We start from the raw sequence: 14,077 nt of genomic DNA on the forward strand, positions 1-14,077 counted from the left end.
CGCCCGCAGTAGATCCACGCCATGCGTGGATGCCGTTGCCCGCCCGATGGGGTCAGAGCCGTTTTCCTGCGGAAAACGGATCCGACCCCGGACCTGGCCTCAGGCCAGGTAGACCTGCCCGTCGCGCACATCCACCTGCACTGCGCGCAGGCGATCGCCCTTGCACGGGCCCGCCACGCAATCGCCGCTGTCCAGCGCGAACGAGGCGCCATGCGCCGCGCACACCAGGTGGCCTTCGCGGCTTTTCAGGAACTGCCCCGGCGCCCAGTCCAGGCGACGGCCGGCATGCGGGCAGATGTTCAGGAAGGCACGCACCTGGCTGCCGTCGCGGTACAGCACCACCGATTCGGCATCGCCGTCCACCAGCGCCTCAACCTCGACAAAGGCCCCATCGGCAAGGGCTTCCAGAACAATGAGGGCGGCAGCAGGGGTCGTCATGGCGAAGGCTCGAACGTAAAGCGGCATTGTCGCACGCGCGCTCAGCTCACTGGCTCTCACATGAACACAAGTCATTGATTGGTAATAAGCCAGGGCTATATTTAACGACTTTTTCACTCAATGACAGTGGCGCCTCCGGATACTGGCGGTTCGCTGATTTCAGCCTATCGAGCCGCCATGTTTACTCGCGCATCCGCCGTCCACCACTTCCGTACCCTGTTCGCGCCGCGCAAGCCGCGTAACCCGCTGGTGCGCATTGCCGTGGGCCTGCTGGGCCTGGCCATCCTGGCCGCCATGGTGTTCGTGGGCGTGTTCGTGGGCGCAGCGATGATCCTGATCGGCCTGGCGTGGAAGCTGCTGGCCTCGCGCAAGCCGGCCAGCGTCGGCCGTGCCGCCGACCCCAACGTGGTGGAAGGTGAGTACCGCGTGGTGCGCAAATCGGCGCTGTCCTCGCCGCGTTGAAGGCGCGCACCCGCTGACGGCGGGTATCGTTAAGTTCTAGACTGCGGGCACGCCCTTCCTGGATGTCCGCATGTCCGATGTTTCCGATGTGATTGCCGCCCCCGCCGTGCCCCGCGTTCCCGTGGTGGGCGGTGGCAGCTTCCCCGTGCACCGCGTGTACTGCGTGGGCCGCAACTTCGCCGACCACGCGCGCGAAATGGGTGCCGCGGTGCCGGCCGCCGATGATCGCGGCCGGCCGATGTTCTTCACCAAGCCGGCCGATGCCATCGTGGTCGGCCACGACGATGTGATTCCTTACCCGTCGGCCACTGCCAACCTGCACCACGAGGTGGAGCTGGTGGTGGCGATCGGCCGCGACGCGCCGGCCGGTGAGCTGGCCGTGGCCGATGCCGACGCACTGGTGTACGGCTATGCCGTGGGCCTGGACCTGACCCGCCGCGACCTGCAGGCCGCCGCCAAGGAAAAGGGCCACCCGTGGGATTCGGCCAAGGGCTTTGACGCCTCCGCGCCGATCAGCGAAATCGTGCATGCCGGCGAAGTGGGTGATCTGGCCGCCCTGAATCTTTCGCTGGAAGTGAACGGCGAAGTGCGCCAGCAATCGCTGCTGGACCAGATGATCTGGAACGTGCCGGAAATCCTGCACGAACTGTCCAAGCTGTGGCAGCTGCGCGCCGGCGATCTGGTGTTCATGGGCACGCCGTCGGGCGTGGCCGCACTGAAGCCGGGCGACCGTTTCAGCGCACGCCTGGAAAACGTGGCCGAGCGCCACGGCGTCATCGCTGGCTGACATCTGCTGCGTTACCCTGCGCCTGTCCCCTCGCCCTCTGGAGAAGAACAACAATGGGAATGCTTACCGAGTTCAAGGAATTTGCCATGCGCGGCAACGTCATCGACCTCGCCGTGGGCGTGGTGATTGGCGCCGCCTTCGGCAAGATCGTCACCGCGCTGGTGGAAAAAATCATCATGCCGCCGCTGGGCATGCTGATCGGCAAGGTGGATTTCTCTGACCTGGCGTGGGTGCTGTCACCGGCCAGCATCGGCCCGGATGGCAAGGAGATTCCGGCGGTGGTGATCGGCTACGGCGATTTCCTCAACACCCTGGTGCAGTTCGTCATCGTGGCCTTCGCCATCTTCCTGGTGATCAAGGTGATCAACCGCCTGTCGCGCAAGAAGGAAGCCGCCCCGGCCGCCACGCCGGAAGACGTGCTGCTGCTGCGCGAGATCCGCGACAGCCTGAAGAAATAAGGCGCCGGGCGCCATCGCGCGCCCCGCCCACCCGTAGAGTCGAGCTTGCTCGACTGGGCGGGACGATAATCAAGGTAGCGCCGGGCCATGCCCGGCGAGCGAAGCGGATCGTGGACCTCCGCCGGGCATGGCCCGGCGTTACCGCTTTGCCGGTCATGGCCGGAAAACAGCGTTCGCCGCCACCGTGACCTCCCACCCATGCGCGGCGCTGAACGACTGTTAAGCTCCAAGGCTTACACCCTTCCCGGAGCTGTCCATGCGTCGCCGCATTCTTGCCATCGCATCGTCCCTCGCCCTGTTGGCCGCGCCTGCGTTTGCGGCGCCCCGCACCACCACCCTGCCCCCGGCCTCGCTGGCCACGGCCGCGCAGCTGCGCGACCAGGCACTGGCCGACGACACCGGCTGGAAGGTGGTCGAATCGCTGACCACCGAAATCGGCCCGCGTATTGCTGGCAGCGAGGCCGATGCCCGCGCCGTGGCCTGGGCCGAAGCCAAGTTCAAGGCGCTGGGCTTTGACAAGGTCTGGAAGGAACCGGTGACCTTCCCCAAGTGGGAACGCCGCAGTGAACACGCCGCGGTGACCGGCAAGAACCCGCAGCCGCTGCAGATCACCGCGCTGGGCGGCAGCCCCGGCGGCACCGTGGAAGCCGAGGTGGTGCGCTTTGCCGACCTGGCCGCCCTGCAGGCTGCGCCTGCCGGTTCGCTGAAGGGCAAGATCGCCTTCGTCGATTACCAGATGCTGCCCTTCCGCGATGGCCGCGACTACGGCCGTGGCGGCGCGATCCGCAGCAAGGGCCCGTCCGAGGCCATCCGCAAGGGTGCGGTCGGCTTCCTGATGCGCTCGGCCGGTACCGATTCGCACCGTGTGCCGCACACCGGCATCACCCGCTTCGACGATGGCCTGACCCCGGTGCCGTCGGCCGCGCTGTCGGTGCCCGATGCCGACCAGCTGGCCCGCCTGCTGGCCCGTGGCAGCACCACGGTGAAGGTGGCGCTGGACTGTGGCTGGGATGGCACTGCCACCTCGTACAACGTGATCGGTGAGATCACCGGGCGCAGCCTGCCCAAGGAAGTGGTGGTGATTGGCGGCCACCTGGATTCGTGGGACCTGGGTACCGGTGCGGTGGATGATGGCGCCGGCGTGGGCATCACCATGGCCGCCGGCCATCTGATCGGCCAGCTGAAGCAGGCACCCAAGCGCACGATCCGGGTGATCGCCTTCGCCAACGAGGAACAGGGTCTGTACGGCGGCAAGGCCTATGCCGAAGCACACGCCAAGGACGTGGCCCTGCACCAGCTGGCTGCCGAGAGCGACTTCGGTGCCGGGCGCATCTATGCGTTCAACACCGGTTCGCCGAACCCGGAAGGGTCGCGCGAAGCGACCAAGCAGATTGCCGAAGTGATGAAGCCGCTGGGCATCGAGTACCAGGCCGACAAGGGCGGCCCGGGCCCGGACGTGGGCCCGCTGGCGGCCAAGGGCGGCGCGTGGGCGTGGCTGGCACAGGATGGGTCGGACTATTTCCACCTGCACCACACCGCCGACGACACCCTGGACAAGATCGACCCGAAGGCGCTCGCGCAGAACGTGGCCGCGTACACCGTGTTTGCGTATCTGGCCGCGGAAGCCGATGGCAGCTTTGGCAGTGAGGCCAAGGCGACGGTTCCGCCGAACGAGTGATGCGGTAGCGCCGCGGCAACAGCGGTGCGAACCAAGGTTCGCACCTACCAGGCGATTGCGTGGGGTCAGATCCCTCGCCCATGGCGAGGGCTCTGACCCCGATCGCGTCAGCCTTCCCACACCCGTGTATTGCGGACGCCGACCTTCTGCGGGTTGAACAACGGATCGCGCTTGTTGCGCTTCTGCTGCTCGTAATCGCGCAGCGCGGCCAGCGCGGGTTTCTGCAGCAGCACGATGGCGATGATGTTCAACCAGCTCATCATGCCCACGCCGATGTCGCCCAGCGACCAGGCCACGGTGGCGCTGTTCATGGCCGAATAGCCGGTGGCGGCCAGGAACAACAGTTGGAACACCCCCATCACCCACGGGCTGGGGCGGTCGCGGCACAGGTAGCTGACGTTGGTTTCGGCCATGTAGTACAGCGCCAGGATGGTGGTGAACGCGAACGGCAGGATCGCCAGCGCCACGAACGAGCGGCCGAAGCCCGGCAATGCCGATTCCACCGCGTGCTGTACGAAGCGCGGCCCGGCCTCCACGCCCGGCAGATTGCCCAGCAGCAGCCGCGCCTCATCGGGAATGCCGTTCACCGCTGGGTCGTACACGTTGTAAAGGCCGGTGGACAGGATCAGGAACGCGGTGGCGCTGCACACCACCAGGGTGTCGATGTAGACCGAGAACGACTGCACCAGGCCTTGCTTCACCGGATGCGACACCTCTGCGGCAGCGGCCGGATGCGCGCCACTGCCCATGCCCGCTTCGTTGGACAGCACGCCACGGCGCACGCCCCACTGGATGGCCGTGCCGATCATCGCGCCGAAGGCCGCATCCACGCAGAAGGCGCTGCGCACCACCAGCAGGATGACCTCGGGCAGCTTGTCCGCATTGATGACCATGACCACGGCGGTCACGCCCAGATAGGCCACGGCCATGATCGGCACCACCCATTCGGCCACGCGCGCAATGCGGCGCACGCCGCCGAACAGCACCACGGCCAGCACCACCAGCAGTACACCCGTGGTCGCGGCCACCGGCACGTTCCAGGCTTCGTTCACCGCGCTGGTGATGGCGTTGGACTGGGTACCGGCCAGCATCGCCCCGGCCATCACCGTGACCACCGCGAACAGCACCGCATACCAGCGCTGGCCCAGGCCCTTTTCGATGTAGTACGCCGGCCCGCCGCGGTACTGGCCCTTGCCGTCGCGGTCCTTGTAGATCTGCGCCAGGGTGGATTCGATGAAGGCGCTGGAGGCGCCCAGGAACGCCACGATCCACATCCAGAAGATGGCCCCCGGGCCGCCGAACGCGATGGCCATGGCCACGCCGGCGATGTTGCCCACGCCCACCCGGCTGGACAGTGACAGCGACAAGGCCTGGAACGGCGACACGCCTGCGTCGGAACGTTCATGGCGGAACATCAGGCGCAGCATGTCCGGCAGCGCGCGCAGCTGGATGAATCGGGTGCGGATGCTGAAGTACAGCCCGGCCAGCAGGCACAGCACCACCAGCAGCGGGCTCCAGACCACGCCCAGCACGCTGTTGACGATGGATTCGACAGTCATGGCGTGCCCTCTTAGAAGAACATGCCCAGGGCGACCTGGGGGCTGATGATGCGGCCGCTGTTGCGCCCGGCCACGGTCATTTCCACGCCGGCGATCAACCCCAGCGAGGGGCTGAAGTGGTATTCCACCGCCGGCGCCAGGGTGAGGTTGCGGCTGGCCGGGCGACGCTCGTCGATGCGCCGCACCTGACCATCGGCGCCGGGTGCAAAGCCGGTCAGGCGCTGGCCCGATTCGCGGCTGGCCGCAAACTCCATGACCCCGACCCAGCGCGAATTGAAGCTGTACTCGGCACCGACCGACAGGCCCAGCACCGAGCCGCGCGCGATGTGGCCCTGGAAGCCACGTTCAGTGCCATACACGCTGGCGCCGGAAATGGCCGTGCGCGACGGTGCAGGTCCCGCACTGAACTGCGCACGCCAGCGCAGCGGCCTGTCGTTGCCCATCCATTCCACCTTCTGCATGCCCAGCGCCAGCGTGGTGCGCTGCACGCCATCGCCCTGCGCATCCAGTGCATTGCCTGTGATGCGGTCGTGGCTGCCGGTGCTGAAGCGCTGCACCAGCGCCAGCGAAACGGCCGGGGTGGTGCCATCGGCACTGGGGGCCTGCAGCAGGTACTGCAGGCGCGCGGTGGTATCGCCGGCACGGAAGCCGCTGCTGTGGGTGCTGCCCGATTCGGCGCGCGAGGCGCTCAGGTTGACCTGGCCGGTGACCCGTTCGCTGAAGCCGTAGGCAATGGGCACCACCACCGCCCAGGCGCCGCTGCGTTCATCGCTGCGGTGGCGATCGCCGCTGTCATCGAAGTACGCGGTGCTGTCCACGCGCACCAGATAGGGTTCGATGTACCAGTGCCCGGCCGCCATGCCGGCGGGATTGGGGGTGATCAGCGGGCCGGTGAAGTTGACGCCTTCCAGGCTGTGTTGCTGGGCCAGCGCACTGGCACTGTGCAGCGTGCAGGCCAGCAGCAGGGCAACGGCAAGGGTAGAACGCGGGTGATGCATGACAGCCACTCCTGGACAACGTGGGATGGACTTCCACCCTGCGTCGCCAGGAACAGCGGACCAATAAGGAAATTTTCAAAACGTCATGCGTGCTTGACGCATTGGCGTGTGGGGCAAGTCTGCGGTCTTGGGTCAGAGCCCTTGCCTGTGGCAAGGGATCCGACCCGGATGCGCGGGGTCGGATCCCGCATCGCAGGCGCGGGCTCCGCCCCCATCAGCGGTCAACCGCGACGGCTGGCCCACTGCGCCAGCAGCACTGCCGTGGCAGATGCGACATTCAGGCTTTCCACTGCGCCGCTGCCCGGAATCGACACCTGCTGGTCGCACAGACCGGCCAGCTCGCGGTCCATGCCCTCGCCTTCGGCGCCCATCACGTACACCAGGCGCGACGGCAGGCTCGCATGGAACACGTCTTCGCCGCCGTCCACCAGGGTGGCGGCCAGGCCGAAACCGGCCGCACGCAGCTGCGCCATGGCCTGCGCATCGTCGGGCAACTGCACCAGCGGCACGGCTTCGGCACCGCCTTCGGCCACGCGCGCGGCGGCGCCGGACAGGGCCAGCGTGCTGCCGGCCGGCAGCAGCAGCGCCTTCACCCCGAAGTGCGCGGCCGAACGCAGGATCGCGCCCAGGTTGTGCGGGTTGCCCACGCCATCCAGCCACAGCGCCAGCGCCGGGCCATCACCCACCTGCTGCAGCCACTGCGCCAGTTCCAGCGCGGGTGCGCGCAGCACGTCGGCCACCACGCCTTCGTGGTGGGTGGTGCCGGCCAGCTTGTTCAGATCGCCGTCTTCCACCACGCGGTAGCCCACGCGGTTGGCCACGCACCACTTCAACAGCGGCTGCAGGCGCGGAATGCGCGCCTCCAGCAGGTACAGCTTGCGCAGTGCCTGCGGGCGGGCTTCGAACGCCGCCAGCACGGCATTCAGGCCGTACAGGCGCAGTTCGTCATTGCCACGCCCACCGGCGCCTGCACCACCGCCACTGCCCTGCCCTTCCGGGCGCGGCAACGGTGTGGCACGCGGCGGACGGGCGGACGGGCGGCGGTTGTTCCAGGGGTTGTTCACTTACACGGTCTCCTGCTTGCGCTGGCGCCAGAAATCGGCGTTCTTGATCCCCAGTGCATCGGGGTCGAACGTCGGGTCCAGGCCCAGCTTCTTCTGTCGTTCGTAGTCACGCAGGGCCAGCATGGCCGGCTTCTGCACGATGAGGATGGCGATGATATTCAGCCAGGCCATCAGGCCCACGCCGATGTCACCCAGCGCCCAGGCCAGGGTGGCGTTGTGGAAGGCGCCGAACACCACCATGCCGATGATGCCCAGGCGCAGCAGCAGCACGGTGAGCGGGCGCTTCTTGTTGTGGTTGACGTAGGTCAGGTTGGTTTCGGCCATGTAGTAATAGGCCATGATGGTGGTGAAGGCGAAGAAGAAGATGGCGATGGACACGAAGGCCGAACCCCAGCCCGGCAGCACCGCTTCCACGCCCGCCTGCGCATAGCCGGCGCCTTCGGGAATGCCGGCCAGACCCTGGAAGATCGGCGCGGCGCCTTCCACCGGCGAATAGACGTTGTAGGTGCCGCTGGCCAGGATCAGGAAGGCGGTGGCGGTGCACACCATCATGGTGTCGAAGTAGATGGCGAAGGCCTGCACGTAGCCCTGCTTGGCCGGGTGCGAGACTTCCGAGGCTGCTGCGGCGTGCGGGCCCGAACCCTGGCCGGCTTCGTTGGCGTAGATGCCGCGCTTGATGCCCCATTCGATGGCCAGGCCCATCATGGCGCCGAACGCCGCATGGGTACCGAAGGCGCTGTCGAAGATGATGCCGAACATTTCCGGCACGCGGTCGGCGTTGATGATCATGATGACGATGGCCATCAGGATGAAGCCGGCGGCCATGAACGGCACCACCACTTCGGCGAAGTTGGCGATGCGCTTGACGCCACCGAAGATGACCACGCCCAGCAGCAGGGCCACCACGATGCCGATGCCCAGCTTCAGCGCCTGCACCTGGTCCATGCCGAAGGCCTGGCCATCCAGCGGACCGCACAGCGCGGTGCCGCGGCAGGCGTTGATGACGCTGTCAGCGATGGCATTGGCCTGCACGCCCGGCATCAGGAAGCCGGCCGCGATGATCGTGGCACCGGCGAAGGCCAGGGCGTACCACTTCAGGCCCATCGCCTTTTCGATGTAATAGGCCGGGCCACCGCGGTAGCGGCCTTCGGCATCCTTGGTCTTGTAGATCTGCGCCAGGGTGCATTCCACGTACGAGGTGGACGCGCCGAGGAAGCCCATCACCCACATCCAGAAGATCGCACCGGGGCCGCCGAAGGCGATGGCGGTGGCCACGCCGGCGATGTTGCCGATGCCCATGCGGCCGGCCATGGACATGGCCAAGGCCTGGAAGGACGACACGCCGGCGTCGGATTTCTCACCCTTCACGGTCAGGCGGCACATCTCGAAGAAGCCGCGCAGCTGCATGAAGCGCGTGCGCAGGCTGAAGAACAGGCCGGCGCCCAGGCACACCACGATCAGTGCCTTGCTCCAGATGATGCTGTTGATGAAATGTACGGTTGCTTCCACGCGCGCTCTCTCCAGTCGGCGGGTTGGGGGACGTCCCGTCGGCTGGAAGGGACAGCACCGATTCTCCCTGATCGCGGACCGGGGCGATAGCGGCAGAAGCAGGGGGTCGGATCCCTTGCGCAGGGCGCGAGGGCTCTGACCCCGGTTCGCGGCCGTGGAATGGGGTCAGAGCCCTTTTCTGGCGAAAAGGGATCTGACCCCTGGCCGTTCAGGGCAGCTGGGTGCGCACCCGGGCGAAGCGGCGCAGGTCGTGCAGCTGGCCGCGCTTGTACACCGCGCAACGGGCCGTGCCCTCTTCGCTGAAGCCGTTGGCCAGCAGCACGCGGGCCGAGCCTTCGTTGAAATCGAGGACCTCGGCCTGCAGCCTGAACAGGCGCAGCTCGTCCATCACCCAGGGCACGAACAGGGCCACCACGCGGGTCATCACGCCCTGCCCCCAATGCGCCCTTCCCAGCCAATACCCCAACTCGGCACTGTGCCCGCGTTCTGCGCTGCCCGGCTGGGCGCCCACGCTGCCGCAGGCCTGGCCGTCGATTTCAATGGCCAGGTTCAGCGTGCTGGCCGCCAGCACGCGGCCGGCCAGGAAGGCCAGGCCGTCGTCGCGGGTGTAGGGGTACGGGAAGCGATCGCGCAGGCCACGCGAAACCTCGGGGTCGTTGGCGTGCTGCAGCAGCGATTCCAGGTCGTTGGGGTGCCAGGGACGCAGTCGGAAGCCTGGGCCTTCGAGGTGCGGGGTCAGCGCCCTTTCCCGTTGGGAAAGGGATCCGACCCCGTCCGGCACCCCGCCGCTGTGCCGGTCAGGCATGGCCGCCGACCGAGGGCGATTCGGCTTCCTGCTTTTCCAGTTCGCGCTTCACCGCTTCGGGCGAACGGGTGTACGGGGCCAGGCGCGCGTAGAACGCCGGTACCACGAACAGCGACAGGAAGGTGGACAGGGTGACGCCGAAGATGATCACGATGCCGATGGTGCCACGGCTGGCCGAGCCGGGGCCACCGGCCACCACCAGTGGAACGGCGCCGACCACGGTGGCGATCGAGGTCATCAGGATCGGGCGCAGGCGCACCATGGCCGATTCAATGATCGCCTGCCGCACGGTGCGCCCGTCATCGCGCAGCTGGTTGGCGAATTCCACGATCAGGATGCCGTTCTTCGCGGCCAGGCCGACCAGCATGACGATGCCGATCTGACTGAACAGGTTCACCGTGCCGCCGCTCACCCACAGGCCGACCAGCGCGCCGAGCACGCCCAGCGGCACGGTCAGCATGATGGTGAGCGGATGGATGAAGCTTTCAAACTGCGCGGCCAGCACCAGGTACACCACCAGCAGGGCCATGGCGAAGGTGAGCAGCACCGCGCCACCGGCGCTCTGGTACTCGCGCGATTCGCCCTTCCAGTTGATCTGCGCGTACTGCGGCAGTTCTTCGCGGCTGACCTGCTGCGCCCAGGCGATGGCTTCACCCAGCGGGTAGCCGGGCGCCAGACCGGCGCTGATGGTGATCGAGCGCAGGCGGTTGAAGCGGTTCAGCGTGCCCGCTTCGGCCACTTCGCTCAGCGTGACCAGGTTGGACAGCGGCACCAGTTCGCCGGAGTTGGCGCGCACGCGGATCGCGGCCAGGTCGGCCGGGCTGGCGCGGCCCTCGCGGCCGGCCTGCACCAGCACGTCGTACTCTTCGCCGTTGTCGACGAAAGTGGTGACGCGGCGCGAACCCATCATGGTTTCCAGCGCCGAACCAATGGCGGTGACCGGCACGCCCAGGTCGGCCGCACGCTGGCGGTCGATGTTCACCCGCATCTGCGGGCGGGTTTCCTTGTAGTCCGAATCGGGGCCGACCAGACCGGGGTTGTCGGCCATGCGCAGCAGGATGCGGTCGCGCCACTGGGCGATTTCCGCGTATTCCGGCCCGCCCAGCACGATCTGGAACGGCTGCCCGCCACTGCGCACCAGGCCGCCACCGACCTGGGTACGCACGCGCACGCCACGCAGGGTGTCCAGTTCCTTCTGCAGTTCGTTGGCCACGTCCACGGTGTTTTCGCTGCGCTGGCGCCACGGCTGCAGGAACACGCTTACGCGGCCGGTGTGCATTTCCTCGCTGGCACCGAAGCCGCCGGGCACGCGCGGGTTGGCACGGGCGATGGACTTGTCGGCGCCCACGTGCGGGGCCAGCAGCGCTTCCACCTGCTGCACCTGCTGCACGGTGTAGTCGTAGCCGGCGCCTTCGGGGCCGTCGATCATGATCTGGAACGAACCGCGGTCTTCGGCCGGCGCCAGTTCCGAGGGCAGGATCTTCATCAGCCCCCAGGTGGCCAGCAGCGCCGCGGCCATCACCGCCAGGTAGATCCAGGTGCGATCGACGTGGTGGTCCAGCACGCGGCCATAGCCGGCGGCCAAGCGGTCCAGGTTGCGGTTGATGTAGCCATGCAGGCCGCGCGGTGCCTGCCCGGTATGCGGCTTCAGCAGTTTGGACGCCATCATCGGGGTAAGCGTGAGGGCCACGAACGCCGACAGCGCCACCGCCGCGGCCAGCGCCACCGCCAGTTCGCGGAACAGGCGCCCGGTATTGCCTTCCAGGAAGCCCACCGGCAGGAACACGGCCACCAGCACGGCGGTGGTGGCGATGACCGCGAAGGCGACCTGGGTGGTGCCGCGCTTGGACGCCACCAGCGGTGGTTCGCCCAGGTCGATGCGGCGCTGCACGTTTTCCACCACCACGATCGCATCGTCCACCACCAGGCCGATACACAGCACCAGCGCCAGCAGGGTGAGCAGGTTGATGGAGAAATCGAAGGCGTACAGCGCGATGAACGCAGCCACCAGACACACCGGCACCGTCACCGCCGGAATCAAGGCGGCACGGAAGCTGCCCAGGAACAGCCAGATGACCGCCAGCACCAGCAGCATCGCTTCCACCAGCGTGGCGTACACGCGGTCCACCGCCGCTTCGATGAAGGTGGTGTTGTCGAAGGTGACCACGATCTGCGTGCCTTCGGGCAGCGTGGCGGCGACCTTTTCTGCTTCCGCGCGCGCGGCGCGGGCCACGTCCAGCGAGTTGGCGGTGGAGGTCTTGACGATGCCCAGGCCCACGCCCGGTTCGCCGTTGCTGCGGAAATAGGCGCGGCGTTCGGCCGAGGCCAGTTCAATCTTGGCCACGTCGCCCATGCGCACCACGTAGCCGTCGGCGCCCTTGCCCAGCGGAATGGTGGCGAAGTCCTCGGGTTTGACGTAGTTGCGCTCCACGCGCAGGGTGAAATCGCGGTCGGCCGATTCGATGCGGCCAGCAGGCAGTTCCACGTTCTCGTTGCGCAGGGCGGTTTCCACATCGCCCGTGGTCAGCCCGCGCGCGGCCAGCTGGTCGCGGTCCAGCCAGATGCGCATGGCATAGCGCTGGCGGCCACCAATACGCACCTGGGCCACGCCGTCCAGGCTGGAAAAGCGATCGACCACGTAGCGGTCGGCGTAATCGCTCAGTTCCAGCGTGTCCATGGTGGTGGAGGACATGTTGAACCAGATGATCGGGTCGGCATCGCTTTCCACCTTGGCGATTTCCGGCGGGCGCGCCTCTTCGGGCATGCGGTCGGCCACGCGGCTGACCGCGTCGCGCACGTCGTTGGCGGCCGCTTCGATATCGCGGTTGGAGGTGAATTCGATGCTGACCTGCGAGCGGCCGTTGGTGCTGCGCGCGTTGATGGTGTCGATACCTTCGATACCGGCCAGCGCGTCTTCCAGCACCTGGGTGATGCGGCTTTCGATGACCGCCGCCGAGGCGCCGGTGTAATCCACCGACACCGAGACGATGGGCGGATCGATGGCCGGCAGTTCGCGCAGGGTCAGGCGGGTGAAGGACATGATGCCCAGCACCAGCAGCAGCAGGCTCATCACCACGGCAAACACCGGCCGCTGGATGGAGATGTCGGAAAGCTTCATCCGCCCTGGCCCTCGGCGGCGGCCGGGGTGGTTTCAGCCGGCGCCTGCGCATCGTTGGCGGCGGCCGCGTTGGATGCCGCCACCTTCAGACCCGGGCGCAGCTTGCCGGTGCCATCGACCACGATACGCTGCCCGGCCTGCAGGCCCTGGCGGATTTCCACCACGCCCGAGCGGCGCGCACCGATCACCACGTCGGCACGTTCCACCGTGTCGTCGCTCTTCAGGCGGTACACATACGAATCGCGCCCGACCTGCACCACGGCGATTTCCGGTACCACCAGTGCGGGGCGCTCGGGGCGGAACAGGCGCACATCCAGCAGCATGCCGGGACGCAGCGCGTGGTCGGCATTGGCGAAATCGGCGCGCACGGTCACCGCACGGGTAGCCGGATCGATGCGCGCATCGATGGTGCTCACCTCGCCTTCGAAGGTGCGGCCCGGCCAGGCCACGCTGGTGGCGCTGACCTTGTCACCCGTGGACAGCGCGGCCAGCTCCACTTCCGGCACCTGGAAATCGACGTGCATGCGCTCGATGTCATCCAGCGTGGCGATGACCGTGGTGGGCGTGACCAGCGAGCCGGGGCTGACCTGGCGGATGCCGAGCACGCCGGCAAACGGTGCGCGCACGCGGCGGTCACCGATTTCCGACTGCATTTCCGCCACGCGCGCTTCGGCCGCATCGCGGATCGCTTTCTGCGTATCCAGCGTGGCACTGGACACCAGGCGCTGGGTGGCCAGTTCACGCTGGCGCTTGTACAGCTGGTCGGCTTCGGCAAACGTGGCCTGGGCCTGGCTGAGCGCAGCCTGCTGGGCCTGGCCGCGCAGGGTGACGATGGGCGCACCGGCGGCCACCTGCTGGCCGCTTTCGAAATGCACGCGGTCCACGATCTCGCTGACCTTGGCGGTCACGCTGATCGATTCGCGCGCCTTGGCCGTGCCCAGTGCCTGCAGCGTGTCGTTCCACTGCGTGGGCTGCACCACCTGCGCGGTGACCGGTACGGCTTCACCCTGCCGGCGTGCGGCAGCCTCCGGCTTGCCTGCACAGCCGGCCAGAAGGGCCAGGCCGAGGCCAAGGGCCAGGGGGGAAGCGATACGAGCCAACATGCACAGTCCTGATTGATCCACGGCCGCCGAGTGTAGGCACCGCCCCATGAAATCGGTATGTGCCAAGCGTTTACCGGCGTGAAACCTGCCGCGCGATA

Annotated in this window: 12 protein-coding genes; 4 read left to right on the top strand and 8 right to left on the bottom strand. The window is 67.5% G+C overall.

Translation table 11 applies throughout. From position 1 onward, the window contains the following. Positions 1-99: 99 nt before the first annotated feature. Entirely contained in the window at positions 100-438 is a 339-nt protein-coding gene (locus tag C1931_RS15835; protein ID WP_108757019.1) for a Rieske (2Fe-2S) protein, read from the bottom strand. A gap of 177 nt (positions 439-615) precedes the next feature. Between C1931_RS15835 and C1931_RS15840 the strand changes: the two genes are divergently transcribed. The 4 genes from C1931_RS15840 to C1931_RS15855 all read left to right on the top strand — a co-directional run bounded on the left by C1931_RS15840 (position 616) and on the right by C1931_RS15855 (position 3,823). Continuing rightward, complete coding sequence (locus tag C1931_RS15840) at positions 616-900, top strand: hypothetical protein (RefSeq protein ID WP_108750914.1); 285 nt, start codon at positions 616-618, stop codon at positions 898-900. Positions 901-970: 70 nt separating this feature from the next. Continuing rightward, a complete protein-coding gene (locus tag C1931_RS15845) occupies positions 971-1,687 on the top strand; it encodes a fumarylacetoacetate hydrolase family protein (RefSeq protein ID WP_108757020.1) in 717 nt (238 codons plus the stop codon). Between the two features lie 53 nt (positions 1,688-1,740). After that, positions 1,741-2,145, top strand: coding sequence for a large-conductance mechanosensitive channel protein MscL (gene mscL / locus C1931_RS15850; RefSeq protein WP_108753980.1), 405 nt, complete (start codon positions 1,741-1,743; stop codon positions 2,143-2,145). A gap of 256 nt (positions 2,146-2,401) precedes the next feature. Next, positions 2,402-3,823 carry a M28 family peptidase gene (locus C1931_RS15855; protein WP_108757021.1) on the top strand — a complete coding sequence of 474 codons (1,422 nt, stop codon included), beginning with the start codon at positions 2,402-2,404 and terminating at the stop codon, positions 3,821-3,823. Between the two features lie 107 nt (positions 3,824-3,930). Here C1931_RS15855 and C1931_RS15860 read toward each other — a convergent pair whose 3' ends face one another. From C1931_RS15860 to C1931_RS15890, 7 genes are all read right to left on the bottom strand, one after another. Then, the gene (locus C1931_RS15860; protein ID WP_108757022.1) at positions 3,931-5,382 is read right to left on the bottom strand and encodes an alanine/glycine:cation symporter family protein; all 1,452 of its coding nucleotides are present in this window, start codon (positions 5,380-5,382) and stop codon (positions 3,931-3,933) included. 11 nt (positions 5,383-5,393) lie between these two features. Continuing rightward, positions 5,394-6,380, bottom strand: a complete 987-nt coding sequence (locus C1931_RS15865; protein WP_108757023.1) for a hypothetical protein — start codon at positions 6,378-6,380, stop codon at positions 5,394-5,396. 221 nt (positions 6,381-6,601) lie between these two features. Beyond that, complete coding sequence (locus C1931_RS15870; RefSeq protein ID WP_108757024.1) at positions 6,602-7,444, bottom strand: TrmH family RNA methyltransferase; 843 nt, start codon at positions 7,442-7,444, stop codon at positions 6,602-6,604. Next, positions 7,445-8,953: an alanine/glycine:cation symporter family protein gene (locus tag C1931_RS15875; protein ID WP_108757025.1), complete on the bottom strand. Its 1,509-nt coding sequence runs from the start codon at positions 8,951-8,953 to the stop codon at positions 7,445-7,447. Positions 8,954-9,161: 208 nt separating this feature from the next. Then, positions 9,162-9,758: a GNAT family protein gene (locus C1931_RS15880; protein WP_108757026.1), complete on the bottom strand. Its 597-nt coding sequence runs from the start codon at positions 9,756-9,758 to the stop codon at positions 9,162-9,164. Further along, positions 9,751-12,876: an efflux RND transporter permease subunit gene (locus C1931_RS15885; RefSeq protein WP_108757027.1), complete on the bottom strand. Its 3,126-nt coding sequence runs from the start codon at positions 12,874-12,876 to the stop codon at positions 9,751-9,753. The genes C1931_RS15880 and C1931_RS15885 overlap by 8 nt, the downstream gene beginning before the upstream one ends. Further along, positions 12,873-13,979 carry an efflux RND transporter periplasmic adaptor subunit gene (locus C1931_RS15890; protein ID WP_108757028.1) on the bottom strand — a complete coding sequence of 369 codons (1,107 nt, stop codon included), beginning with the start codon at positions 13,977-13,979 and terminating at the stop codon, positions 12,873-12,875. The genes C1931_RS15885 and C1931_RS15890 overlap by 4 nt, the downstream gene beginning before the upstream one ends. Between the last annotated feature and the right edge of the window lie 98 nt (positions 13,980-14,077).

The sequence above is a fragment of the Stenotrophomonas sp. YAU14A_MKIMI4_1 genome, assembly GCF_003086855.1.
GTDB lineage: Bacteria > Pseudomonadota > Gammaproteobacteria > Xanthomonadales > Xanthomonadaceae > Stenotrophomonas.

Excerpts from the sequence above, each read along its gene's own strand:
- C1931_RS15885 (WP_108757027.1), bottom strand. The coding sequence starts at position 12,876 with ATGAAGCTTTCCGACATCTCCATCCAGCGGCCGGTGTTTGCCGTGGTG.
- C1931_RS15865 (WP_108757023.1), bottom strand. The coding sequence starts at position 6,380 with ATGCATCACCCGCGTTCTACCCTTGCCGTTGCCCTGCTGCTGGCCTGC.
- C1931_RS15890 (WP_108757028.1), bottom strand. The coding sequence starts at position 13,979 with ATGTTGGCTCGTATCGCTTCCCCCCTGGCCCTTGGCCTCGGCCTGGCC.
- C1931_RS15860 (WP_108757022.1), bottom strand. The coding sequence starts at position 5,382 with ATGACTGTCGAATCCATCGTCAACAGCGTGCTGGGCGTGGTCTGGAGC.
- mscL (WP_108753980.1), top strand. The coding sequence starts at position 1,741 with ATGGGAATGCTTACCGAGTTCAAGGAATTTGCCATGCGCGGCAACGTC.
- C1931_RS15855 (WP_108757021.1), top strand. The coding sequence starts at position 2,402 with ATGCGTCGCCGCATTCTTGCCATCGCATCGTCCCTCGCCCTGTTGGCC.
- C1931_RS15835 (WP_108757019.1), bottom strand. The coding sequence starts at position 438 with ATGACGACCCCTGCTGCCGCCCTCATTGTTCTGGAAGCCCTTGCCGAT.
- C1931_RS15845 (WP_108757020.1), top strand. The coding sequence starts at position 971 with ATGTCCGATGTTTCCGATGTGATTGCCGCCCCCGCCGTGCCCCGCGTT.
- C1931_RS15880 (WP_108757026.1), bottom strand. The coding sequence starts at position 9,758 with ATGCCTGACCGGCACAGCGGCGGGGTGCCGGACGGGGTCGGATCCCTT.
- C1931_RS15840 (WP_108750914.1), top strand. The coding sequence starts at position 616 with ATGTTTACTCGCGCATCCGCCGTCCACCACTTCCGTACCCTGTTCGCG.